The organism is Syntrophotalea acetylenica (assembly GCF_001888165.1).
Lineage (GTDB): Bacteria > Desulfobacterota > Desulfuromonadia > Desulfuromonadales > Syntrophotaleaceae > Syntrophotalea > Syntrophotalea acetylenica.
This window is the reverse complement of the sequence record NZ_CP015455.1, coordinates 2,053,483-2,075,567: the sequence shown is the minus strand read 5'-3', so window position 1 is coordinate 2,075,567 and position 22,085 is coordinate 2,053,483. Positions and strand designations below refer to the sequence as shown.

Sequence of the window (22,085 nt, the reverse complement as noted above, 5' to 3'; positions counted from 1 at the left end):
TGAATGTCCGTCGCTTTGAGAGGAAAGGGATTACGGTTGATCACGTCACTTCAAGTACAAAGGCATCAACGTAAATTTGCCGTCCAGCCGGTCAGGAACGTCCCGCAAGGGCTGCCAGGACCACATGGATTCGCTCCAGATGAAGGGCTTGCCATGGATCCGGGGGGTGCCGAAGAGCATCCAGAAACCGGTATTTTGTGACGAAAGATCGAGCTCGCCGGATAAATCCATGAAGGCACGCACCATTTCCGTCGACCCGACCTTCGCATCGAGGGCCCCGTCCGGGATCTGCTTGGGATAATCGGTCTCCCCATAACCCGGATCCCATCGCCCGAAAATCGATAGGGGATTGTTCGGATCGGTGTAGGTGATGACCTGTTTGGCCCTCTGTACGTTATTGACATGGGGGAGCAGCTTCGCGAACTGCACCCTGCGGGCGGGACGGTTGTCGGTGGATTGAAGATCCTGGCGCACCTGCAGCGAAGCCGGATAGTTGATGCCCATCAGGTATTCCGGCGTGACCATCTCGCCGTCGTATTCGGTGGAGCAGGCGCCGCCGTCCAGCGACAGGCTGGTGACCGTGTAAGGGCCGCCGGTCGAGCGGTAAAAGATGAAGCAGCGATGGGACATCTCCACCAGACCGGTTTCGCCGGTGTTGGCATCCGCCAGCATGTAGCCGTTCTGGTAGGTGCCGGTATTGTCCAGGGAGATGTAAGCAAAGAAATCGTCAATGGAGCGTGAGAACTGTTCTGCCAGGGCTGCTCGCCAGAAGACCCACAGCCCCAGGGGCTTGACCTGGCTGTAGGACGCCCTGTGGGTGGTCTCGTTGAACATGATGCCCTTGTTGTTGTAGCCAAAATCGGTGTTCGAGCCGATCAGGCCGGGGCTCACGGCGTTGAAGGTCAACAGGTCGTCGTTGACGGCGAGGGTCTGAATCATGGTCTGGGAGAGAAAACCCGACCAGGTGTTGTGGGTGAGGATGACTTCGCTGCCGACGCGCTTCAGGAAGGCGGAGCATTTTTCCGGATGATCGGTGAGCCGCGCGCCGCCGGGCGCCAGTTCCGGCGAGAAGGAGATGACGTCCAGCAGGTCGCAGAAGGCGTTCACGAAATAGAGATCCAAAAAGGTGAGGTCCTCGGCTTCATATCCCAGCGCAAGCTCCCAGGGCTGAAAATAAATGCCGTCGGGAAGCCAGTTCCCGGAAAAGTCGAGATTGGCCGGCCGGTCGAGCACCACCCCGTGATAGATGCCGAGCATCCTGAACAGCAGTCTCTTCAGGCGCCAGGCCACGGCTGCGTTGGTCTCCGGATTTTCGAGATAATCGAGAAATGCAGCATAATTGGCGTTCAGCAGTCCACCCGCTTCTTCCAATTCATTCAGGCTGGGGCCGGGCTGTTTGGGAAAGGAGTGGGAAGGGTCGATCAGGTAGGCGTTGTCCCAGGCATTGTCCCGGGCCGACAGGATGGTTTCTCCCTGGAGTTTGCCCTGGACGAACCCGGCCCGGTACTCGGCTTTCAGGTCGTTGGTGTCCCTGGAAACCACCGTCATGTTGACGATGTTGTTGATTGTTTCGATCGTTCCCGAGGCATGGGCGTCAAGGGTGTAGGTCGTGAGCCCGGGCGCTTTCTCCGCCTTATCTCCGGCCAATGCCGTCTGGGGATAAAAGATTGCCAGAAGCATCAGCACCTGAAACCATTGTCCCTTCATGGGATTTCTCCTTCCTCTGTTGGCCTTTCCAGTTGAAGCATTCTTGACGGCAGAACGAGTGAGGAGTTAGGGCCCCGTCGGGTGCCGGGCTTGATGTAGTCGCGCACCGCGAGGACGATGCTGTCTCCCACCGGGATCAGCGTCGTAGGGATCTCGACGCAATGGCCATCCGTCAGGTCCTTCAGGTCGGAGCAGTCCCGGGTGAAATAGACCAGAAAGAGCTTGTCGGTGTTGTCCACATCTGGGCTGTACCCGTTCGCGCTGCCTGTGATCTCTTCATGGGGGATGTTCTTGATCCCTTTGAAGTGCGATCTCTGATTGATGCTGAGGGCGACGTAGGTCGCATTCCCTGTTTCCGTGCCCAGGGTGCCGGCGACGGCGTAGATCTGGCCGTCGTCGAGGGACTTGGGCAGGAGGAGCTGATAGGCGGCGTCCCAGTTGTCGCCGATGCAGTCCTGGTTGTACTCGTTGCAGAGCGAACCGATGAGATGGATGGGCGCATTCTGCACGTCCCGGAAGTTCTCCGCCCGGTCCGTACAACCCTCTTCGGCGCAGGGCTGACCCCACTTTTCGGCGACTGCCTCCAGAAGCCTCCCCACGTCGGGCTCGAGCCAGTGTTCGTCCTCCGCCGTTCTCTCTTCCAGTTCGACCGGCGGATAGGTTTCAGGGTGACGGTTGGTCCGGGAATCCCTGACCCGCAGAACGACCATCGGCAGCTCTTTCCTCCAGTCATCCGCAGCGATTGTCTCGTCCGGGTCCGGGTGGGCATAGCGGAAGAACGTGAAAAAATCATCCGCATCCTCGTAGAGGCCGATATTCATGTCGGAGGGGATCTGCTCGGTGAAAACCTCCTCGTCCTTGACCGAGATGCGGGCGAAGGACTTGCGCACCGCCCTGTCCATGAACTTGTCCGGGGTGATGATGATATGGCGGATCTGACCGAAGGCTGAGCCGGACGATTGTTCGATGACCACGTTGTTGACGGCATTGCTCAGACTGGAAACGGCCTGATAGCGTTCGGGAGCGGAAGGGACCTGCTGGAAAAAGATATGGACGAAATCGCCCAGATCCTCCTCGATTTCCCGGTATCGGGGATTGTCTTCGACAATGGTCCCCCACCGCGAAAAGAGGTACGTCATCTCGCTGAAATAGCTGGCCGGGGGAGGCAGCTGGCCGAGGATGACGATTGCCTCGCGCGGGTCGAAGCGATAGACGTCGATGTATCCCGGCTCGGAGGGCCCCCACATGGTGCTGGTGACGGGATCGACGAATTCCTCCGGCCAGGGGGGGACGGCGAAGGTGATGTAGGGCGCGGCGGGATTGTTGCCGTAGCACATGCCCATTTTCTGGAACGTGTATTCGCATTCCTCGATCGACCAGATTTTGAAATAGCCTCGGGCGACCTCGAAACCCTCCTTCCTCAGGTCGTGCATCAGGCGGCGGGCCTTGCTCTCGACCTGCCCGGGGACCTTGTTCTGGGACATGACGCTGGCGCCCCATGCATTGGCCCCTGCGATTCCAAAAAAGAGGGCGAAAACGAACAGAAAACGGACGAGATTCTTTCCATGAGCGATCATTTTGTCATCTCCTTTCGAATCAGGGGCCGAAGTCTGGAGGTCTGGTTCGAATGAATGCCGGCAGCCAGACTCTTTTCCTTCGATTTTTTCCAATAAAAAAACGGCCGAACTGCCAAAAAAGAACCTTTGGCAGCTCGGCCGTCTTCTTCGGGAAGACCCGCCGCTTTCCGTCCCCCCTCACGAGGGGTTTAGCTTTGACTATGGCTCACTCACTTGTCATATTGTAAAAAGATATCCTCCAGATTTTGGTTGTCAACTTATCATTTTTTATAGGGAAACAGCCCTTTTTCGCCATGGCGGCGTCAACTCGCAGGCTTGCTTGTGCAGCGTATCGTTGTATGTCTCCACGCAACCCATTGATTTCCTTGGCACGATGGGAAATAGCTCGTTTCCCATATGAAAACTACGCGGTATCCACCCGGAATTCCCGGATGGATACCAACAAACTTCCGCAGGTGGGTGGTTCAAATACTTCAGAATGACGTTGAATTGCAGATATCCCGGTATCTGATAAATGTTCTATTGGAAGCTGAAGCCTTTGTCCCTGGTATAAATGCTGATTTAATTGGTCATCAATAGGTTGGGGAGGGGAGCTGATTAGACCTATGCGGGCGCCAAGGACCGATCATGGGCCGCGGCGGAACCAACCACAGCAAGCCAGAGGAGAGAAGCGAATGAACACAGGTGCATTCAGCCTTGTCGTCACTGCGCTGCGCGCGGGCGTGGAGATCTGCTTCGCAAACCCCGGCACCACCGAGATGCCGATTGTGGTGGCCCTCGACCGCGTGTCTGGAATGCGTGTCGTGCTCGGGCTGTTCGAGGGCGTTTGTACCGGCGCTGCCGACGGATGGGCCCGCATGACGGGACGGCCAGCTGCGACGCTGCTGCACCTCGGGCCCGGCTTTGCCAATGGAATCGCGAACCTGCACAATGCCCGGCGCGCACGCACCCCGGTCATCAACTGGATCGGCGATCACCCTGCAAGACATCTCGTTTTTGATGCGCCTCTGACTTCAGACATCGCGGCCCTTGCCGGCAGTGTCGGCTGGACACGTACAGTCAAGTCGGCACACGAGATGGCGGAAGCGAGCCTCGCAGCCGTCGAGGCGGCACTCGGACCACCGGGACGCGTGGCGTCACTGATCATCCCGGCTGACTGCCAGTGGGAACCGGGACCTGAGCCCCTCTCCGCGCCCCTGTCGTCCGCGCTGCGTGAAACCTGCAATCCCGCGCCCCAAGAGGCGGCCCGCCTGCTACGCAAGGGGCGAGGGGGCATCCTGCTCGGGGGCAATGCGCTTACCGAACGCGGCCTGCGCGCCGCCGCGCGGGTGGCGGCTGCAACAGCTTGCGGAGTCTGGGTCGAGACCTTCCCGGCGCGCCAGGAGTGTGGCCGCCATGTGCCTCTTTTTCCCGCTTTGCCCTATTTCCCGGAGCAGGCCACCGAGGCACTGGCGAACGTCGCAAGCCTGGTGCTGGCGGGGACGCGCGATCCGGTCGCCTTCTTCGCCTATCCGGATCAGCCTTCACGGTTGCTGCCCGAAGGCGCAGCGCTTTGCACCCTGACGGACCCGGAGACCGGTGTCGATGCCGCACTTGCGCTGGAGGCGCTCGCGCAGGAACTGGACGCGCCAGCGGTTGCCATGCTGCCACGGACCATGCCAGCTTTTGTGCCAGGTGGCCAGCCCCTCACCCCGGATGCCTTGTGTCGCGCCCTGGCAGCGTTTACGCCTGAGAATGCGATCGTCGTTAACGAAGCGGCCACCACCAGCTTAACCTGGAACGCAGTTCACGCTTCCAATGCAGCGCCGCACACCATGCTCTTCATCACGGGCGGGGCGATCGGCCAGGGCCTGCCCAATGCCCTAGGCGCCGCGCTCGCTTGTCCGGACCGGCGCGTCATTGCGTTCCAGGCCGACGGAAGCGGTCTGTACACGCTGCAGGCCCTCTGGTCGATGGCGCGGAAGAACGCAGACGTGACCGTCGTGGTGTGCGCGAATCGCCGCTACCGCATTTTGCAGGCCGAACTCGCACGCGCCGGTGTCATAGAGCCCGGACCCAAGGCGCAGGCTCTCACTGATCTCACGCGACCCGTGGTCGACTGGCCTGCGCTGGCGAAGGGGTTTGGTGTGCCGGGTTGCAGCGTGCGCACCGACGGCGAGTTCGCCGACGCGCTCCTGCGTTCGTTCGCCGAGCGTGGTCCCAGCCTGATTGAGGCGGTTCTGGCGTGATTTGAACGACGTGAGGCGCAACAGCCAGTGCCATCGATAAAGCATGCTTTTGGACGGCCTGAAATTGGAGCGTGCAGCAGCGAGTCGGGTTCGGGGACAAGGAGGTATGAGATGGATGAATATATGCAGGCCGCTTTAGAAGAAGCTAAGAAGGGTTTGGCGTGCGGCGGTATTCCGATTGGATCCGTATTGGTCCTGGACGGAAAAATCGTCGGCCGCGGACATAATCAGCGGGTTCAAAAAGGAAGTGTGGTACTGCATGCGGAAATGGACTGTCTGGAAAATGCGGGCCGCTTGAAGGCTGTTGACTATAAAAGGTCCGTTCTCTACACGACGCTGTCTCCATGTGATATGTGCAGTGGAGCTGTCCTCCTCTATGGCATTCCCAAGGTAGTGATCGGTGAGAATGCAACCTTTAAGGGCCCGGAGGAGTATTTGAAATCCAATGGGGTGGAACTTGTCGTGGTCGACAGCAGGGAGTGCAAACAGCTCATGGAAGAATTCATCAAAGAAAATCAAGACCTGTGGAATGAAGATATTGGAGAATGACGCGATGGCCTTCTTTTTTCAAGAGTGCTGCCCTGTTACACCACTTGATTGGACTCTAACAAAATGACTCCAGCCCAGTTCGGGCAAGGTAGTATCCATCCGGAAACTCCGGATGGATACATCGTGGTTTTCATATGGGAAACGAGCTATTTTTCGTTGTGGCAAGGAAATCAAGGGGTTGCGCGGAGGCGCACATCGGTACGCCGCACAAGCAAGCCTGCGGATTGACGCCGCCACGGCGGAAAAGGGCTGTTTCCGGATGAAAACAAGGTAAGGGATAATTTAGACATGGTAATCCCCCTTCGGATTGAGAATCCGAATAGTAAAAATTCTGGCAAACAGATGCCAAATCCCTCTGGTGGGTTTCTCGATTTGTGAAGAAACCCGGTTTTGATACCGGGCAAAGAAAGAATTGGGGATGGGAAAATAGTTCCTTCATCTGGTTTTTTGGATTGACCCGTCTATTGGTTTACAGTTTACAACAGGCATTGTCAGGGCCGTGACAGAGATAAAAACCCTTTTCCAAGGAGATTGACAATGCAAAAAAATGTGGGCAAAGAAGACTGGGTAGCTATGTTCAAGGAGGTTGGACTAGATGATGATGCCATGAAACAATGGCACCAGATATTTGAGAAGCGTCATCCGGAAGCTCATGCCGAATTCCTGAAGTGGCTTGGGCTCTCGCCCGATAAGATCGCCAACATTCGCACTTGCTGCTAACAGAGGCTTTATGTCGGTGGCTGCAAGCGTAGCCACCGACATGGAATGACACACAAAACATGAAAACCTATTCCATCTCACAGTTGGCTCGCGCATTTGGGCTGTCGCAAAGCACGCTTCTCTACTACGACCGTATCGGATTGTTGCGTGCGGCAAAGAGAACCGCCGCTGGTTATCGTCGCTATTCAGAGAACGATCGAAAGTACCTGGAGCGTATATGCATGCTTCGTGGAGCAGGGCTATCCCTTGCTGATGTGGAACGAATGCTCTCAGGTGATTCCGGCCCAAGTGTAGCAATCCTTGAAAAACGTTTGGGAGAGCTTGGCGACGAGATCCTCTTCCTCAGAAACCAGCAACACTCGATTGCTGCCATGCTTAAAAACATGACCAGTCATAAGTGTGTCACTGTGATTGACAAAAAAATGTGGATAAAAATGCTTGAGGCTGCGGGAATGAACGAAGAGTCCAGGAAAGCTTGGCATGCTGAATTTGAGCGACGCGCATCGGAAGCACATCATGAATTTTTGTTGTCTCTAGGTATCCAGGAGAGTGAGGCACGAGATATTCAAGAATGGTCACTTGGAAAGCTATGACTCTTGTTTATTCCCATCGAGCTAAAGTCCCATAAATCAACACTTCTCAGACACCAAAAGCCCCCAATCATCTCCATTGGGGGCTTTCACATAAACCAGCAGAAAGAGGTTACTCTGAAAACCTGGCGACCAGCCTTATTTCAGTCCCGGCCAGCGCCTTAGAGACCGGGCAGTTTCTTTTAGCCTCTTCGGCCTTGTCCTGAAAGACCTGCTCCGTGAGATTCGGCACCACTCCCTCAGTTTCAAGGGTAATCGAGGTAATGGCGGGCCCATCACCCAGAACAACAGCAGCGGAAGTCGTGATGCGCGTCGGCTCAAAACCGGCGTTGGAAAGAAGTGCCGACAGGAACATCGAGTAACAGCCAGCAATTGCAGCCCCGATAAGCTCTTCTGGATTCGTTCCTGGACCGTTCTCAAACCGGGAGGCAAATGTATAAGGCCCCTCGTATGTCCCGCTGGCCAGAGACATGGTACCGCTACCTTTTTCCAATGTGCCTTTCCATTCAGCGTTAGAAGTGCGAACTTGCATACCATCCTCCTTTTCATCCCGGCACTGCAAAAACGGGGTTTTTCAATTTATTTATAGGTCTTCTTACGCCACTTGGTTGGACTCTAACAATAAATCAACGAATTAACGTCTGAAATGAAAAACCATTTTTAGCCAATTTGTAAAAATACTACCAATAAAAACGCATTTTGCAATTGAGCTTAATTTAATAAAGGAGGATCTATCTTTTGAACAAGAATCACCATCTGTCAGACACCAAAGGCCCTCGACCACTTGGCGTCACCATCGAGAGCTGCTACACCCGCATCCGCAGTGACAAGGTTCAGCAGTTCAAAGACAAGGTCAGGCGCATAACCCGGCGCAACTCCCCGGTCAATCTGGAACAGGTGATCAAAGATCTGAACCCGGTTCTGCGGGGATTCGCCAACTCCCTCCGGGTAGCGCACTGCTGCAAACAGTTCCAGGAGCTGGCCCGTTGGGTCCGCAGGCGCCTGCGAGCCAAGCAGTTGGCGTTGTGGAGAAAGCCGCAACGGCTCCATCGTAGACTCCGGCAACTTAGGTTATCAAAGCGAGTTCAAGGCGATCAGGATGCAATCGTGGCGTAATGCCGCAAGTTCCTTGGCCAACTATGCGATACCCAACAGCTGGCTTGAAGAGCTGGGATTATTTGATTTGAGCAGAGTGAAAACGGGTTATCTGCCTCAAGAATATTGAGAGAAGAATGGACAGGAGCCGTGTACGAGGCCCGTACGCACGGTTCTGTGAGAGGGATGAGGTGAGTATTGATCAACTCACCTCATCCTGCTCGATTGGACTCTATTCATCCAGGGGAATTTGAGCATAGGGCTTTGATCTTCGCGCCCATTCGCTCTGTGGATACCTTTCCGACAGGGATTCATAGGCCAAGCGCAAAGGCTTGGGGTCTTGGAGCCTTCTGTAGCCGGCCACGCCGTTCAAGAAAACCGCTTCAGGGACCGCTCCCGCTTTCGGGTGCCGGTTGACTACCGCCTGAAAATGGTCCCCCGCCTCGGCATATCGGTCCTCGTTGAAGGCGATCTTTCCCAAGCCCAACTCCAGGTGGGCAAGAAAGTCGTCATCGGGGATGTACCCCACCATCCGATGGTGTTCCTTACCTTCGGCGTCGAGAATCAGCAGAGTGGGTGTCCACTTGACCAGGAACCGATTCATGAGGTCGGTTCGCTTGTCCCAGAAACATTCGCTTTTCAACGGGATGAACCGCTGTTCTATGGATTTCTGTACTTCCTGGCTGGAATACGGACCCGTATTCATGGCGATGCAGCCCAGTCACCCATCGAACCAGAAATCGAGAAAAATCGGCTTTTTTTCTGCCTTTGCCCGCTTCTGCACGGCGCTGAAATCTTTCTCCCACCTGATCTCGGCCATCGCCCGTCTCCTTTCGCTCGTAGTAGAGAAAATGACCGTTTAATCTCAGCCTAGTATCCATCCGGAAACTCCGGATGAAAACCACCTATGTTTTTCTGCCCAAGGTGTTTCAGCACTCAACAATTAAGAATCAGGGAGCAAAAGGCAGAGGTCGCTCAGTCCTTAATTACTTACCCGTGGCGCTTACAGTTTTAGCTACTAAGTAAGTTGATTACGATGCGACCTCGCAAAGCACCTTTAAGGATGGCATGGATTTCCTGCTCAAGGTTCTTGAGAGTGCATTCCATGCTGATGCTCTCCAGATGGTTCGGTTTCCATTCGCCGGCAAGCTTCTCCCATGCCAGTTTGCGTGGCCCCATGGGACACTGTACCGAATCGACCCCCAGCAGGCTGACCCCCCTTAGGATGAACGGCAAGACATTGAGAGGCAACTCAAGGGAACCGACCAGTCCGCAGCATGCCACGGACCCGTTATAACGGGTCGACTTGATCGCGGCGGCCAGCATGTCGCCACCCACTACGTCCACAACGCCGGACCACCGCTCCTCCATCAGGGGTTGATCCAGCCCGGCAAGAACTTCTTCCCTGCCAATGATCCTGGAAGCGCCAAGGCCAGTGAGAAACCCCTTCTCCGACGCTTTGCCGGTCGCTGCTACGACCTGGAATCCCAGCTTGGCCAGTATCGCCACAGCTATGCTCCCCACGCCACCTGTAGCGCCGGTAACGAGGATATCACCTTCCTCAGGTTTTACACCGTTACCAATTAGCTTCCGAATCATCATCCCGGCGGTTAAGCCCGCCGTACCCAAAATCATACTTTCTTTCAGAGAAAGACCTTCTGGCAGAGGCAGTGCCCATGCGGACGGGACACGAATATACTGGCCAAAGGCGCCCGGGGTGTCCATGCCCAGGTCATAGCTTGTCACAATTACTTTGTCACCCGGCTTGAAGGCGCTGACGGCGGATTCAACCACCTCGCCCGCAGCGTCGATACCCGGAGTATGAGGATACTTCTTGGTTATGCCGAATTGGCCAGTAGCGGACAAAGCATCTTTATAATTCAAAGATGAGTAGTGGACCTTTACCAAAAGCTCTCCAATCGGTAGATCCTGCACAGATCTTGTGCCGACTTTCATGGAAAAGTTTTTTGGTTCTTTTTCTTCAACAATAAAAGCTGAAAAAGTTTTCACCGACATCGCAGTCTCTCCCTTTCGAAACGCAGATGTTTGATAGTGCAAAAAGGCTCTACCTCTAATTTATAAAAGAAAAAAGAAGACTTCCAAGTCGCAAACATAATTTTTCAATACAAAGCTTTATGGGCCCCTCCCATATGTGGGGGGGGTCGAGAATCTGGCGATCACGCGGCTTATGCCTCGGCTCGCACCGGCCAAGGTCGCGGTCTTGTTTTTCATGTGCATGGTGGATGACTCAGAAATGGAACAGAGGGGTCTGGAGACGAACAGGAACGCGGGCCTCAATACCAACAAAGCCCGCCCGTGACGTTAATATCCTGGCCGGTCATGTGCGCGGCCTCCTCGGAGCAGAGGTAGATGCACATGTTGGCGGTATCCTCAGGTTCGACCAGGGTGTTGAGGGGGCCTGTAAAATTCTTCTCGGCGTCCTTGAGGGAGATGCCCAGAGCCTGGGCCTCGTTGGCAATCACTTTGCGGATACGCGGGCCCTCGGTCGCGCCCGGGCAGACCGTGTTCACGGTGATGCCGTACTCACCGACCTCAAACGCGAGGGTGCGCGTGAGGCCAAGGACGGCCATCTTGGAGGCGGCGTAGGGGGAACGGTGGACGAGAGGGCGCTTGCCGGTTATGGAGCTGATGTTCACGATCCGGCCCGCGCGGCTTTCCTTCATGATGGGCACCACGTGCTTGCAGCAGAGGAACATGCCGGTCACATTCACCCGGAAGCAATCCTCCCAGCCATCCATGGAGATCTCTTCGAGGGGCCCCATCTCTCCAGCCACACCCGAGTTGTTGACGAGGATGTCGATGGTGCCGTAGGCCGAGAGGGTGTCCCCCACCATCTGGCTGACCGCGCTCTCGGCGGTGATGTCCGTGGGAAGGATCAGGCAGGTACCGCCCTTATCCGCGATCTGCTTGGCCGTTTCCTCGAGATTGGCCTTGGAGCGGGCCACGAGCACCACTTTGGCGCCTTCTTCGGCCATTCGCGTGGCGATCACCTGTCCGATGCCCTGGCTGGCGCCTGTGACGATGGCGACTTTGTCTTTGAGTCGCAAGAGGTTCTCCCTTTGCAATTTCTGCGCTAGGGCAGATCCACACTGAAAAACCAGTAGCCCAGCTCAAGCGCCGCGGTGTCCGAGACAGTTGAACCATGGTTGGCGTTGCGTTCGATGCTCTCGGTGATGGTGATAAGAAATTGCCTTTTCAGGGTCGGCGGAGCCGGCGCCAAAATCGGCCCCCTGCGACGACCGCAACCCTGCTTGCGAACTTATCACCCCTTCATGAGAACGGTCAACAAAAAATCCCTGTTCCCGGCCCCGATCTCTATATGCAGCAAACCTCCTCAACCCTCAAAACCCTTGCTCTACGGATCTGCAAAGGAACTGAAAATAACCTCCATGAGAAAATGGGAATCTTGTTCATACATGCTAATAGATATACGAGGATAGTTTGAAGTATCGATACGAAGGAGGCTACTATGAATTTGTTCTGGTCCACACGAGCTTTAACGGCAGCAAGAGAAGACCACCTCACCGAATTTCTTGCAGCCGCGATTGAGAACTCCGGGCCTTTCCGTACGGCCTACACTGAGTGTATTCTTGGCGATTTTTCGAAATTAAGCGGTAGGGCCATGCCAATGATTCAGGAAGTGAAGACCCAGGCCAGCTTTCCAGGTACAACATGCTGCCCTGACATGCTCCTTACCCTTTCTGATGGTAGAAAAATTGCGTGTGAGCACAAGCTCGATGCTCTCGAAACAATGGGCCCAGAAAAAGACCCACGTGCCCAACTCAGGCGGTATCTTGATCTTCCAATTGACGGATTGTTGTACGTACGAACTTTATGGAAGCCTCCCAGTTCTGAAGTGATTAATCATCCAAAGTACATTCGACCAAAAGGTCGAGAACATTTCCTCTGGCGAGACTTTTTCCCTCTGCTCTCCTGCGAAACACATGTAATTCTTGACTGGTTGCGCGACGGTTTCGAGCGGCTTGGGTTTACTCCACCGCATCCCTCTGTAGGTGAAATGTCAGGGCCAGATGAAGAAATTAACCTGGCCAACCGCAAAAATTTCGCCAAACTGTGGCAGAGTACACGATCTGCTGCACATTCCCTAGGATGGAAAGTTACCACTGGATCAATTGTGGAACTTTACCTATCGAACAATTCTTCGTCTCTGGCATCATGGATTTTTATTTCTCCCGCCAAATTTGATCGTTTTCTTTTTCGAGTGACACCAAATGACGGCAAAATCAAGGCAGTGATCAGTCAACTCAAGCAGGTTGCTGGACAATTAAGTGACAGATTGGAAATCAAAAACTATCAGATTTCCAGAAAAGGTGGGAAGGAGGAGGTAGTAGATGTTACGACTTCCCTGCGAAAGCTTCTCGGGACCGAACCACAATCACCAGAGGGAATCGAGGCCAGGCTTCTGGGTACTGTGGAGCCACTTCTGCTTGCTTTACAAACATGAATGATATTTCGCACGGCCAAAAAACCACTTGGCAACAGGCTGGGTCTTTTCTATTTATGAGTAATTTTAAGATTATCAACTACCCCCTTCAATGAATACCAAATTTTCAGTAGGACAACTTTTTGGAACATGACAGTGATTGACTGTTCTTCATGCTTTCATAATGCAAAAGCCCTTTGATTCCTTAACCAGGGGCTTTTGTATAGCGGCTTTTGCTGATTGATCACTATTTTTTCAAACGATTTTTCCCAGTTCTCGGCGTATATGGTGTAGACCGATGCCTGGCTTATACCTAATGCTCGGCCGCCGCGGCGCGCGCAATGTCCGGTTTGCTTCAACCTGGTGCCTTCAAATCCCTGATCAGCTCGTCGGTCGCCTTCTTATTCAATCATGAGTTGTGGTCTTGACAAACAACAAGATCATGTGCATACTGATCGGTATGAAACAACAAAGAGATCCAGACCATACGCGTCACACAATTCTGGAGGCGGCCGCCCAGGAAATCCACCTCCATGGTTTTCAGGCGGCCAGTCTGAGCCGCATTTTGGCCACGACCGGATTAACCAAGGGGGCATTATACCATCATTTTCCTAACAAACAGGCCCTTGGTTACGCCGTGCTGGAAGAAGTGATTGCTGTTGAAGGGCGGAAAACCTGGGTCAGCCCTTTAGAGCAGTGTGCCGACCCCGTTGACTGCTTGCAGGGGATGATCGCCAGCCGGTTCAAAGACATGACCGAACAAGATCTTTTGCTCGGCTGTCCTCTGAACAATCTGGCCTTGGAAATGTCGCCCATCGACGAAGGGTTTCGCCGGCGGGTGGAATTTGTCTATGACCGATGGACGCAGGCCCTAGCTGCAATCCTCGCCCGCGGGCAGGGCAGTGGCAGTGTCAGGCGCTCTATCGACCCGTTCAAGGTGGCGACCTTTATTGTCGCGTCCATCGCCGGGATCCGTAGCCTGGCCAAAACCTGTCAGAACCATGCGGTGTTGGAGGCCAGTGCCGAGGCGCTCATCGATTATCTGGAAACGTTGCGTCGCGAATAACCACTTTTTTTGCTCACAAAAATACCGACCGGTATGGATCTGATTGACTTTTTTTTTCTGTGGGCGACCTTAGCAAACAGCTATGGAGAAAGGCAGTTGTCGCCCTTAGACGGGAGAGAAGCTTGGCAGGAGAAATAATATGGAAAACCTCCCGATGTTAATTGGTTTTCATCCGGAAACGGTCCTTTTCCGCCGTGGCGGCGTCAATCCGCAGGCTTGCTTGTGCGGCGTACCGATGTACGCCTCCGCGCAACCCCTTGATTTTCTTGCCACAACGAAAAATTGCTCGTTTCCCATATGAAAACTACGCTGTATCCATCCGGAGTTTCCGGATGGATACTAATTGGGTCCCGCCTTAATCGGTAAGGCGGAACTCGACATGCGAGATTATCCAAACAGAGAGGAGAGCGATCATGTTCAGTGCCAATCAACAAATCGATCAGTTGGCAGCCAAAGCCAGAAAAGCCGCGGGCGTATTCAAAACCTTCACCCAAAAGCAGGTTGACGAGATTACTGCGGCCATGGATAAGGCGAGCGTGGCGAACGAGCAATAGCTTGCCGAAATGGCTGTTGCAGAGACCGGCATCGGCCGCGCGGATCACAAGGCCATCAAAAACCACCTCGGCGCGCATGTGGTCGATAATTGAGCTTGGCAAATCTCATGAATTGAAACTTATACAGGATTTAAAGGAGCGGTAGCGATGACCAGACTGTTTGAGAGAACGATGATAAAAAATCTCGATTTGCGCAACCGTTTTGTGCGTTCGGCAACCTGGGAGGGGATGTCTGACGACCAGGGGGCGCCGACTTCCGATCTGAACAAGCTGATGGCAGATCTGGCCCATGGCAAAGTGGGGCTAATCATTACAGGCCATGCCTATGTCAGTCCCGAAGGCCAGGCAGCCCCCTGGCAGATGGGAGCGCATAGCGAAGAGTTGTTGCCGAAACTGGCGCTGATGCCGCAGGCGGTTCATGCCGCAGGCGGTTGCATTGCCATGCAGCTGTCCCACGGCGGTGTCTACGGCGTGGTGCCGGGACAGGCGATAGGCCCCTCGGCTATGGCCAATCAGGAAGGGGAAAAATGCCAGGCGATGACCAGGAACGACATTCGGCGAGTTGTGGCCGCCTTCGGGAAGGCTGCTGCGTTGGCAAAGCGGGCTGGTTTCGACGCTGTGCAAATTCATGCCGCTCATGGATATCTGCTCAGTCAGTTCCTCTCGCCCTATTACAACCACCGAGAGGATGAGTATGGCGGCAGCGTCGAAAACCGCGGCCGCATGGTCCTTGAGGTACTGGCGGAGATCCGGCAGGCTGTGGGCGAAGATTTTGCCGTCATGGTCAAGATCAATTCCGACGACTTCATCGAAGGCGGCCTGACGGTTAGCGACATGCTCCGGGTGGCGGAGCTGCTGCAAGAAACCGGTATCGACGCTATCGAAATCAGCGGCGGCACCATCTGGGGGCCGAGCCGGCATCATGCGGTGCGCTCCGGAAAGGCGGCTCTGGCCAGCGAGGCCTATTATCGCGAAGCGGCCAGACTCGCCAAAGCGCGGCTGCAGGTCCCGGTCATGCTGGTGGGGGGCATCCGTTCTCTGAATGTCGCTGAAGAACTGCTGGCGCAGAATGAAGCCGACTACATTAGCATGTGTCGGCCCTTAATCCACGAGCCGGATCTCATCAAACGTTGGTCAGCAGGCCAGCGGGAACCGAGCGGCTGCCAATCAGAAAACGCCTGTTTCGGACCGGCACTGTCCGGCAAGGGAGTTTCCTGTGCCCTAAAGCAAGCCCCGGTCTTGGGCTGATACTGCAGAGGGCATCAGCCCCATGGGCACAGGCGCATCAATGCAGCCTTTTTCCTGACCGCCGGGCTGTTCTGCTTTCCGTTGGGACGGCTCAGCGATCATGCCGACAGGAAAAATATTGGCGTGAATTTCACGCGACTAACCAATATGGTCACCCTCTTCAAGGCTCTGGGCGGAGGGAGCGAGACGAGAAAGGAGCAATCGATGACTGACGCGTCCCGTCCGGAGGCTCCAACGGTCTTATCGCCTGCGTACCGGGTGCCACCTGGCGTTCTCGCCGGCCCGATCACAACGACGATGCTTCGCCTTGCATTGCCTACGATTGTTGTGCTCGTTATCCAAACGCTTGTCGGGGTGGCTGAAACCTATTTTGTCAGCTTTCTTGGAACCGACGCGCTCGCCGGAGTCACCCTGGTCTTTCCGGTTCTCATGCTCATGCAGATGATGTCGAACGGCGGCATCGGCGGGGGTGTCTCCTCGGCCGTTGCGCGGGCTTTAGGGGCCAAACGCCGCGCGTATGCCGACGCCCTGATCTGGCATGCGATCCTCCTCGCCTGCGCATTCGGCTTCATCTTCATGGCAGCGGTTATTCTGGGTGGACCGATCCTATATCGGGCGATGGGCGGAATGGGACCGTCGCTGACGGCAGCACTCACCTATTCAGGCGCCGTGTTCGCAGGCTCCATTCCGATATGGATTACTGCTTTGCTGTCATCAGCCCTTCGCGGCGCCGGGGATGTAAAGGCACCGGCACTCGTGATCTTTTCCGGCGCCGTCATCCTTATTCCCTTGTCGCCGGCCTTAATCTTTGGCTGGGGGCCCTTTCCGCAGCTCGGAGTTGTCGGAGGCGGGATCGCGGTTGTCATCTATTACGTATTCGCCGTGCTTATGCTGATGCTGTATCTTCGATCGCCATGCAGCCTCCTGAAACTCAGGATCGTTCCTCTGCGCCTCTGCCTGTTTAAAGACATCCTGGGCGTCGGCCTGCTGTCTGTGATCGGCACGGTCCAAGTCAATCTCACGGTCGCCTTCGTCACCGCCGCCGTCGGCCGGTTCGGCGCTGACGCCATTGCCGGGTACGGCATCGCCTCGCGCCTCGATTACATGCTGATTCCGCTGATCTTCGGCCTTGGTACCGCCATCGTAACCATGGTTGGCATCAATATCGGGGCCAAGCAGATGGCGCGGGCGCGCCGCATCGCCTGGATCGGCGCCGCACTTGCCTTCGGAGTGACTGAGCTCATCGGCCTCGCTGCCGCGATCTTCCCGCATGCCTGGGTTGGCCTGTTCAGTGATGAGCCTCAGGTGTTGGCGCTGGGCGCGCTCTATTTGCGGAACGTCGCACCCGCCTACGGGGCCATCGGATTGGGCTTGGCGCTCTACTTTGCAAGCCAAGGGGCGAAGCGTGTCCTGTTGCCCGTCCTGGCCGGCACCGTACGCATGATCATTGCAGCCTTCATCGGCTGGTCGGTGGTCATCTGGTTCGGCGCAGGCCTTTCGACCCTGTTCCAGATCGTCGCGCTGGCCGCAGCCGCTTACGGCCTTCTAACGGCAGCAGCCATGCTAGGTGGCGCCTGGAGCCAGCGTCCTGCAAACCAGACTCTCGCTCAAGTCGGCAACGCGGAATAGTTGGAGATGGAGGCGGAGGGGGATATCAACCCTATTACATCAAATACCAAGAGAGGTAGATTATGAGCGACGAAAAAAAGTTTATCCGAGATGATGTTGTGGCGGAGGTTAAGAATAAAGCCAGAGGGGACATGGAGTTTAGAAAAATGTTATTTGACAATCCCCCTGAGGCGCTCGGCCAATTTGGTTTTGTCATTCCGGGTTCTCCCGGTGATGACAGGAATTACCAGGAAACAGTGGAAGCGATGTTTGTCCGGGCAGATTTTTACCAATGGTTTAACACGGAAATCCTGAGTGAATTCAGGGATGAAACGCGGTCGTTTGTAACTGCTACCGAAAGTGAAGATATGGATTGGGATTTTGAGGTCACGACATATAAAATCAAGCCTGATTAGCGTCATTTTTCAGCTGTTTGCAGAAGCGACCCTGACACGGCTTAGCAACCTGATGACGCTCTACAAGACGCTTCTCGAGGGGAATGAGTATAGAGAAAGGAGCAAGATCGATTACTCCTGGAAAACGTCCTGAATTCATGGAGGGGCGGGTCTCTCCATCCAGGAATCCGCCCCTTATTCTTAAATCTGATTAGCACCAATCTTCCGCCGAGACAGTGTGACATATTCTGACACGGCGCCGGCCTAACCTCACGGCATCACTCTCAGGGAGGTATGCCGTGAAGATGAATCGAATCCAGTTTCAAGCAGGAATGAGCTTGAACCAGTTTCTCACCAATTGTGGTGATGAGGCCCAGTGCGAGGCCGCCCTCGAAAACTCCCGCTAACCCCAAGGGTTTCAGTGTCCGAAATGTATGAGCAAGACCCATTCCTCCTACTGGCGGGGACGAGTCAAGGTCTTTCAGTGTCGTGCCTGTCGAACGCAGGACGCCCAGAATCTATCGGATTCCCACCTTTAATCCGAAGAGAGAACCTTGTGCCCTCCCCACCTAAGGACACAAGGAACCTTTTAACCCGACTTCAGCCGATGTCGGGGGTATTTATGCAAAGGGTAGGTGATTTGCCCGACTGCCCCCTTCTCCGCAGCCGCCATTCTCCTGTCCCACCCCTTCGCTTCCTTCGGCAGACGATTGAATAATCTTCTGCGACTGGTAAACCTTCTTTTAGAACTACACCATGTGTGGGTTTCCCGCGTTGCTGAAAAGGGGTGCAGCAACTGGGAAGTATGTACTCTCACCAACGGAGGCAATCATGGCGAAAAGAATCTTCTTCATCTGCATGGCACTGCTCTTTGCGGCCAGCAGCGCCTCGGCAAAACCGTACCTCAGCCTGGGCGGTATGTGGGTCGATTTGAGCGATGCCGATGTTCGCGCACCTGGCCCTGACTGGGATGTTGCTTTCGACGATGGCTGGGGCGCATTTGTTGCCGTCGGCAAACAGTTTGAACGGTTCCGGCTGGAAGGCGAGGTGGCTTACCGCCGCAATGATATCGACGGCATCGGCATCGGTGGCATCAAAGCGGGGAGAGGCGACAAGGTCGAGGTCATGAGCGGCATGGTCAATGCCTACCTCGATTTCGACTTGTTGCAGTTCCGCCCCTTCATCGGCCTCGGTGTGGGCATGGCCAGCATTGACGCCGATTTAGGCACGGTAACGGGTTTCGGGCGGGTGGACGACGACGATGACGTCTTTGCCTGGCAGGCCATGGTCGGTCTCAGTTTCGCCATGCAATCGGTGGTTTTCGACGTCGGCTATCGCTATTTCGATGCTGAAAATCCCAAGTTTGGTAATTTCACAGGCGAATACGAAGGACACAACATTTACGTCGGTATTCGCTTCTAAGGAAAGTAGGAAGGCAAGCAGCCTGCGGCAGTCATAACCGCGGGCTGCTTAATTTATCGGAAGAGGGCAGATGGTTTTCCCGGTCAGCGCGAGGCCCTGGTGGCGAGCGCAGCCGCAGCTTCTCGCTGCCCTTCCCGTTTAGAAGGTGCGGGCCCTCCAGCGGGAAGCGCCCGCGCCGAACGAGCCCTCAGAGAGGCCCTGCCTCTTTGAGGAGGATGAAGCCGATTTTCTCGTGGGGCTTTTCGACCGGCGCCTGCTGGCCCTGAAGTGGGTGGTCTCCGACTCGAAAGAGGCGGGCGCCGCGCGCCTCCAGGAGGCCGTGCAGGCGGCAAAGAGGTCGGGGGGTGCTATGACACGGATCAATTGGTTGCCATTGCCGTCCAGTGGCTCTTTACGGCCAAGGACATCGAGGCGGCACAGGCCACTGCCGCTGGATAAGCCGACTGCCGAAGCCTGACCGGCCCTTTGCAGGAGGCTATTTCAAAAACGGCCACCACACAATGATAATTTGACCAAACAGGGAGCCCGCCCATGCGCACTGATTTCCCCGAACCGTACTTTATCCGAGCCCACGGTATTCGCCTGGCCGTTTATGAGCAGGGCGGCGGATTTCCGGTGGTTTTCTGCCACGGTTTTCCGGAACTGGCTTTTTCTTGGCGCTATCAGTTGCCTGCGCTGGCGGCCGCTGGATTTCGGGCCATTGCTCTCGACCAGCGCGGCTACGGTAGGTCCGATAAGCCCGACTCGGTAGCGGAGTACGACCTCCCACACCTGGCAGACGACCTGATCGGTGTGCTGGATGCTCTGGAACTGGAAAAGGCGGTGTTCTGCGGGCATGATTGGGGTGGCCATGTGGTCTGGGAAATGCCGATTCTACATCCTGAGCGAGTGGCTGGAGTCATCGGACTCAACACGCCGCATCGTTATTTTCGAAGAATGGGCGAAGACCCGGCAGGCTGGGTGCGCAACCATTTTAGCGCCGGCAATTACCGATTGGCTTTTCTGCAGAAAGGAATCGAGAACGAACTGACGGCGGATCTTTTGCCCAGATTTCTGGGAGGGCTGTTCAGAGCTCGTCCCCTGACCATGGCCGAATTTATCGACGCACCCCCGGCGGTCCGCAATCTCGAATGGGATTTCATCCAGGCCGCCGCTCTGGACCCGGACCCGGCTGGCAGCCCATTGATGGCGCCGGAAGATTTGCAGGTCTATGTCGAAGCCTTTTCTGCCGGGGGATTGACCGGCCCCATCAACTGGTACCGCAACCTGCACAGGAACAACCAGCTTCTTGCCGGCACCAGTGACAGGATATCCGTTCCATGCCTCATGGTTTCCGCAGAAGACGACATCTTTTTACCTCCGGAATTAGCAGAGGGTATGGAAAAATACGTTCCCGATCTGGAAAAAAGCCTGATCCCCGAATGCGGTCACTGGACTCAGGTCGAAAAACCCGACGAGGTCAACCGTTTACTCATCGATTGGCTGGTACGAAGGTTTGTTTGAAAATCACTCTTTTTCAGACGCAATAGCCCCCGATTTTGTGACCGGGGGCTTTTTCTGATTTACCGCTGTTTTTTAGACACTTTTTTCGCGGTTCTCGGCATACAGTCGATAGACCGATGACCTGCTGATACCGTAATGCTCGGCAATCTCCGTTTTGCTGCAACCTGGAGCTTCAAAATCCCTGATGAGATCGATAGTTTCCTTTTTGGTCAGTTTCGGTTTGGCGCCAAACTTTACTCCGCGAGCAAGAGCCTTTTCGCGGCCTTCCATAGATCGTTCTTTTATCAGCTCCCGCTCGAATTCTCCAATCGCGGCGAGAATGTTGAACTGTACCCGGCCGTACAGGGTTGTAGTGTCGATCCCTTGGTCTAGCACAACCAGATCGACGTTCTTCCCTTGTAGCCTTTGGACAATCCCAGCAAGATCAATGACTGACCGTGCCAGGCGGTCAAGCTTGGTGACCACAAAAACATCCTCATCCCGAACAAAATCCAACGCTTTTTGCAACTCTGATCGATCCTTCGCGGTTGCTCCAGACGCCTTCTCATGGAAGATTCGATCGCAGTCGGCCAAACGACCCAGTTGAACATCCAGTTTTTGCCCAGCAGAACTTACCCGTGCATATCCGATCCTCATTCCCATGACTTTCTCCTTCCTTGTTGTTTTTTCTTGCCAGATGTATCAAGTTTGATACAATATGGCCGACATGGAAACTCCGACGCCACTACAAGTAAATTTTTTCCGGCAGGACAGCGGAAGAGAGCCCGTCCGCGAGTGGCTGAAGGATTTGCCGCCGGAGGAGCGGAAGATCATTGGTGAGGACATCAAAACGGTGCAATGGGGCTGGCCTCTCGGCATGCCTTTGGTGCGGCCTTTAGGAGAGGGGCTTTTTGAGGTTCGCTCCAGGCTGGGAAACCGCATCGCTCGCGTTCTTTTTTGCACCCACGGCCCGCGGATCATCCTCCTTCACGGCTTCATAAAGAAGACTCAGCAGACTCCGGCCGACGACATGAAACTGGCACGCAAAAGAAAGGCTGAATTCGATGGCAACCCATAAAAACATCGGCACCGATTTTGATGACTTCCTGGCCGAGGAAGGCATCCTGAGCGAGGTCGAGGCGACCGCGGCTAAGCGGGTTTTGGCTTACCAGATCCAGCAGGAGATGGAGAACCAGAGCCTGACCAAAACCGAAATGGCGGCCAAAATGCATACCTCCAGAGCGGCGGTCAACCGACTTCTCGATCCACAGAACACCGCCGTCACGCTCAAAACCTTGGAACAAGCCACTGCTGCCCTTGGAAAGCGTTTGCGGATAATTATTGAGGATCCGGTGAGGCACTGACCGACACAGCCTCTA

General features: G+C 55.2%; 24 protein-coding genes, 1 pseudogene and 1 riboswitch. Of the genes and pseudogenes, 17 read left to right on the top strand and 8 right to left on the bottom strand.

Going from position 1 to position 22,085, the window contains the following annotated elements:
* Positions 1–45: 45 nt before the first annotated feature.
* Both A6070_RS09585 and A6070_RS09580 read right to left on the bottom strand, forming a co-directional pair.
* Positions 46–1,707, bottom strand: coding sequence for a hypothetical protein (locus A6070_RS09585; protein ID WP_072285550.1), 1,662 nt, complete (start codon positions 1,705–1,707; stop codon positions 46–48).
* Positions 1,704–3,284 (bottom strand): hypothetical protein, encoded by a 1,581-nt coding sequence (locus A6070_RS09580; protein ID WP_072285549.1) that lies wholly within the window; start codon positions 3,282–3,284, stop codon positions 1,704–1,706. The genes A6070_RS09585 and A6070_RS09580 overlap by 4 nt, the downstream gene beginning before the upstream one ends.
* Before the next feature lie 125 nt (positions 3,285–3,409).
* Positions 3,410–3,487: riboswitch (cyclic di-GMP riboswitch) on the bottom strand.
* Between the two features lie 471 nt (positions 3,488–3,958).
* Here A6070_RS09580 and A6070_RS09575 point away from each other — a divergent pair.
* The 4 genes from A6070_RS09575 to A6070_RS09560 all read left to right on the top strand — a co-directional run bounded on the left by A6070_RS09575 (position 3,959) and on the right by A6070_RS09560 (position 7,374).
* Positions 3,959–5,512: an acetolactate synthase large subunit gene (locus tag A6070_RS09575; protein WP_072285548.1), complete on the top strand. Its 1,554-nt coding sequence runs from the start codon at positions 3,959–3,961 to the stop codon at positions 5,510–5,512.
* 111 nt (positions 5,513–5,623) lie between these two features.
* The gene (locus A6070_RS09570) at positions 5,624–6,061 is read left to right on the top strand and encodes a nucleoside deaminase (protein ID WP_072285547.1); all 438 of its coding nucleotides are present in this window, start codon (positions 5,624–5,626) and stop codon (positions 6,059–6,061) included.
* Between the two features lie 537 nt (positions 6,062–6,598).
* Positions 6,599–6,781, top strand: coding sequence for a MerR family transcriptional regulator (locus A6070_RS09565; protein WP_072285546.1), 183 nt, complete (start codon positions 6,599–6,601; stop codon positions 6,779–6,781).
* A 59-nt stretch (positions 6,782–6,840) separates the two neighbouring features.
* Complete coding sequence (locus tag A6070_RS09560; protein WP_072285545.1) at positions 6,841–7,374, top strand: MerR family transcriptional regulator; 534 nt, start codon at positions 6,841–6,843, stop codon at positions 7,372–7,374.
* Between the two features lie 109 nt (positions 7,375–7,483).
* On the opposite strand, the gene A6070_RS09555 is transcribed toward A6070_RS09560, so the two are convergent.
* A complete protein-coding gene (locus tag A6070_RS09555; protein WP_072285544.1) occupies positions 7,484–7,903 on the bottom strand; it encodes an OsmC family protein in 420 nt (139 codons plus the stop codon).
* A 206-nt stretch (positions 7,904–8,109) separates the two neighbouring features.
* Here A6070_RS09555 and A6070_RS16735 point away from each other — a divergent pair, with 206 nt between their 5' ends.
* Positions 8,110–8,487, top strand: a complete 378-nt coding sequence (locus A6070_RS16735; protein WP_072285543.1) for a group II intron maturase-specific domain-containing protein — start codon at positions 8,110–8,112, stop codon at positions 8,485–8,487.
* Positions 8,488–8,698: 211 nt separating this feature from the next.
* On the opposite strand, the gene A6070_RS09545 is transcribed toward A6070_RS16735, so the two are convergent.
* From A6070_RS09545 to A6070_RS15590, 4 genes are all read right to left on the bottom strand, one after another.
* Positions 8,699–9,172, bottom strand: coding sequence for a thioredoxin fold domain-containing protein (locus tag A6070_RS09545; protein WP_072285542.1), 474 nt, complete (start codon positions 9,170–9,172; stop codon positions 8,699–8,701).
* Between the two features lie 305 nt (positions 9,173–9,477).
* Positions 9,478–10,482, bottom strand: a complete 1,005-nt coding sequence (locus A6070_RS09540) for a YhdH/YhfP family quinone oxidoreductase (protein ID WP_072285541.1) — start codon at positions 10,480–10,482, stop codon at positions 9,478–9,480.
* A 278-nt stretch (positions 10,483–10,760) separates the two neighbouring features.
* Positions 10,761–11,534, bottom strand: coding sequence for an SDR family NAD(P)-dependent oxidoreductase (locus A6070_RS09535; RefSeq protein ID WP_072285540.1), 774 nt, complete (start codon positions 11,532–11,534; stop codon positions 10,761–10,763).
* A gap of 26 nt (positions 11,535–11,560) precedes the next feature.
* Entirely contained in the window at positions 11,561–11,707 is a 147-nt protein-coding gene (locus A6070_RS15590) for a nucleoside-diphosphate kinase (protein WP_158513962.1), read from the bottom strand.
* A 249-nt stretch (positions 11,708–11,956) separates the two neighbouring features.
* Between A6070_RS15590 and A6070_RS09530 the strand changes: the two genes are divergently transcribed.
* The 10 genes and pseudogenes from A6070_RS09530 (at position 11,957) to A6070_RS09490 (ending at position 20,727) form a co-directional block, all read left to right on the top strand.
* On the top strand, positions 11,957–12,952 hold the full coding sequence (locus A6070_RS09530; protein WP_072285539.1) for a hypothetical protein: 996 nt from the start codon (positions 11,957–11,959) through the stop codon (positions 12,950–12,952).
* A 439-nt stretch (positions 12,953–13,391) separates the two neighbouring features.
* Entirely contained in the window at positions 13,392–13,997 is a 606-nt protein-coding gene (locus tag A6070_RS09525; protein ID WP_158513961.1) for a TetR/AcrR family transcriptional regulator, read from the top strand.
* Between the two features lie 139 nt (positions 13,998–14,136).
* Positions 14,137–14,298, top strand: a complete 162-nt coding sequence (locus tag A6070_RS15585) for a hypothetical protein (protein WP_158513960.1) — start codon at positions 14,137–14,139, stop codon at positions 14,296–14,298.
* A gap of 112 nt (positions 14,299–14,410) precedes the next feature.
* Positions 14,411–14,551: a hypothetical protein gene (locus A6070_RS16140; RefSeq protein WP_235605441.1), complete on the top strand. Its 141-nt coding sequence runs from the start codon at positions 14,411–14,413 to the stop codon at positions 14,549–14,551.
* A gap of 147 nt (positions 14,552–14,698) precedes the next feature.
* Entirely contained in the window at positions 14,699–15,799 is a 1,101-nt protein-coding gene (locus tag A6070_RS09520; protein WP_072285538.1) for an NADH:flavin oxidoreductase, read from the top strand.
* Between the two features lie 204 nt (positions 15,800–16,003).
* The gene (locus A6070_RS09515; RefSeq protein WP_072285537.1) at positions 16,004–17,428 is read left to right on the top strand and encodes an MATE family efflux transporter; all 1,425 of its coding nucleotides are present in this window, start codon (positions 16,004–16,006) and stop codon (positions 17,426–17,428) included.
* A 62-nt stretch (positions 17,429–17,490) separates the two neighbouring features.
* Positions 17,491–17,823 (top strand): hypothetical protein, encoded by a 333-nt coding sequence (locus tag A6070_RS09510; RefSeq protein WP_072285536.1) that lies wholly within the window; start codon positions 17,491–17,493, stop codon positions 17,821–17,823.
* A 278-nt stretch (positions 17,824–18,101) separates the two neighbouring features.
* Positions 18,102–18,308 (top strand): annotated as a pseudogene (locus tag A6070_RS16730) (transposase); the annotation flags it as partial.
* A 325-nt stretch (positions 18,309–18,633) separates the two neighbouring features.
* Positions 18,634–19,224 (top strand): outer membrane protein, encoded by a 591-nt coding sequence (locus A6070_RS09500; RefSeq protein WP_072285535.1) that lies wholly within the window; start codon positions 18,634–18,636, stop codon positions 19,222–19,224.
* Positions 19,225–19,755: 531 nt separating this feature from the next.
* The gene (locus A6070_RS09490) at positions 19,756–20,727 is read left to right on the top strand and encodes an alpha/beta fold hydrolase (RefSeq protein WP_072285533.1); all 972 of its coding nucleotides are present in this window, start codon (positions 19,756–19,758) and stop codon (positions 20,725–20,727) included.
* Positions 20,728–20,799: 72 nt separating this feature from the next.
* Here A6070_RS09490 and A6070_RS09485 read toward each other — a convergent pair whose 3' ends face one another.
* Positions 20,800–21,369, bottom strand: coding sequence for a recombinase family protein (locus A6070_RS09485; protein ID WP_083558413.1), 570 nt, complete (start codon positions 21,367–21,369; stop codon positions 20,800–20,802).
* A 64-nt stretch (positions 21,370–21,433) separates the two neighbouring features.
* Between A6070_RS09485 and A6070_RS09480 the strand changes: the two genes are divergently transcribed.
* The gene (locus A6070_RS09480; protein WP_072287951.1) at positions 21,434–21,784 is read left to right on the top strand and encodes a type II toxin-antitoxin system RelE/ParE family toxin; all 351 of its coding nucleotides are present in this window, start codon (positions 21,434–21,436) and stop codon (positions 21,782–21,784) included.
* On the top strand, positions 21,771–22,070 hold the full coding sequence (locus tag A6070_RS09475; protein WP_072285532.1) for an XRE family transcriptional regulator: 300 nt from the start codon (positions 21,771–21,773) through the stop codon (positions 22,068–22,070). Before A6070_RS09480 ends, A6070_RS09475 begins: the two co-directional genes overlap by 14 nt.
* Positions 22,071–22,085: the final 15 nt, after the last annotated feature.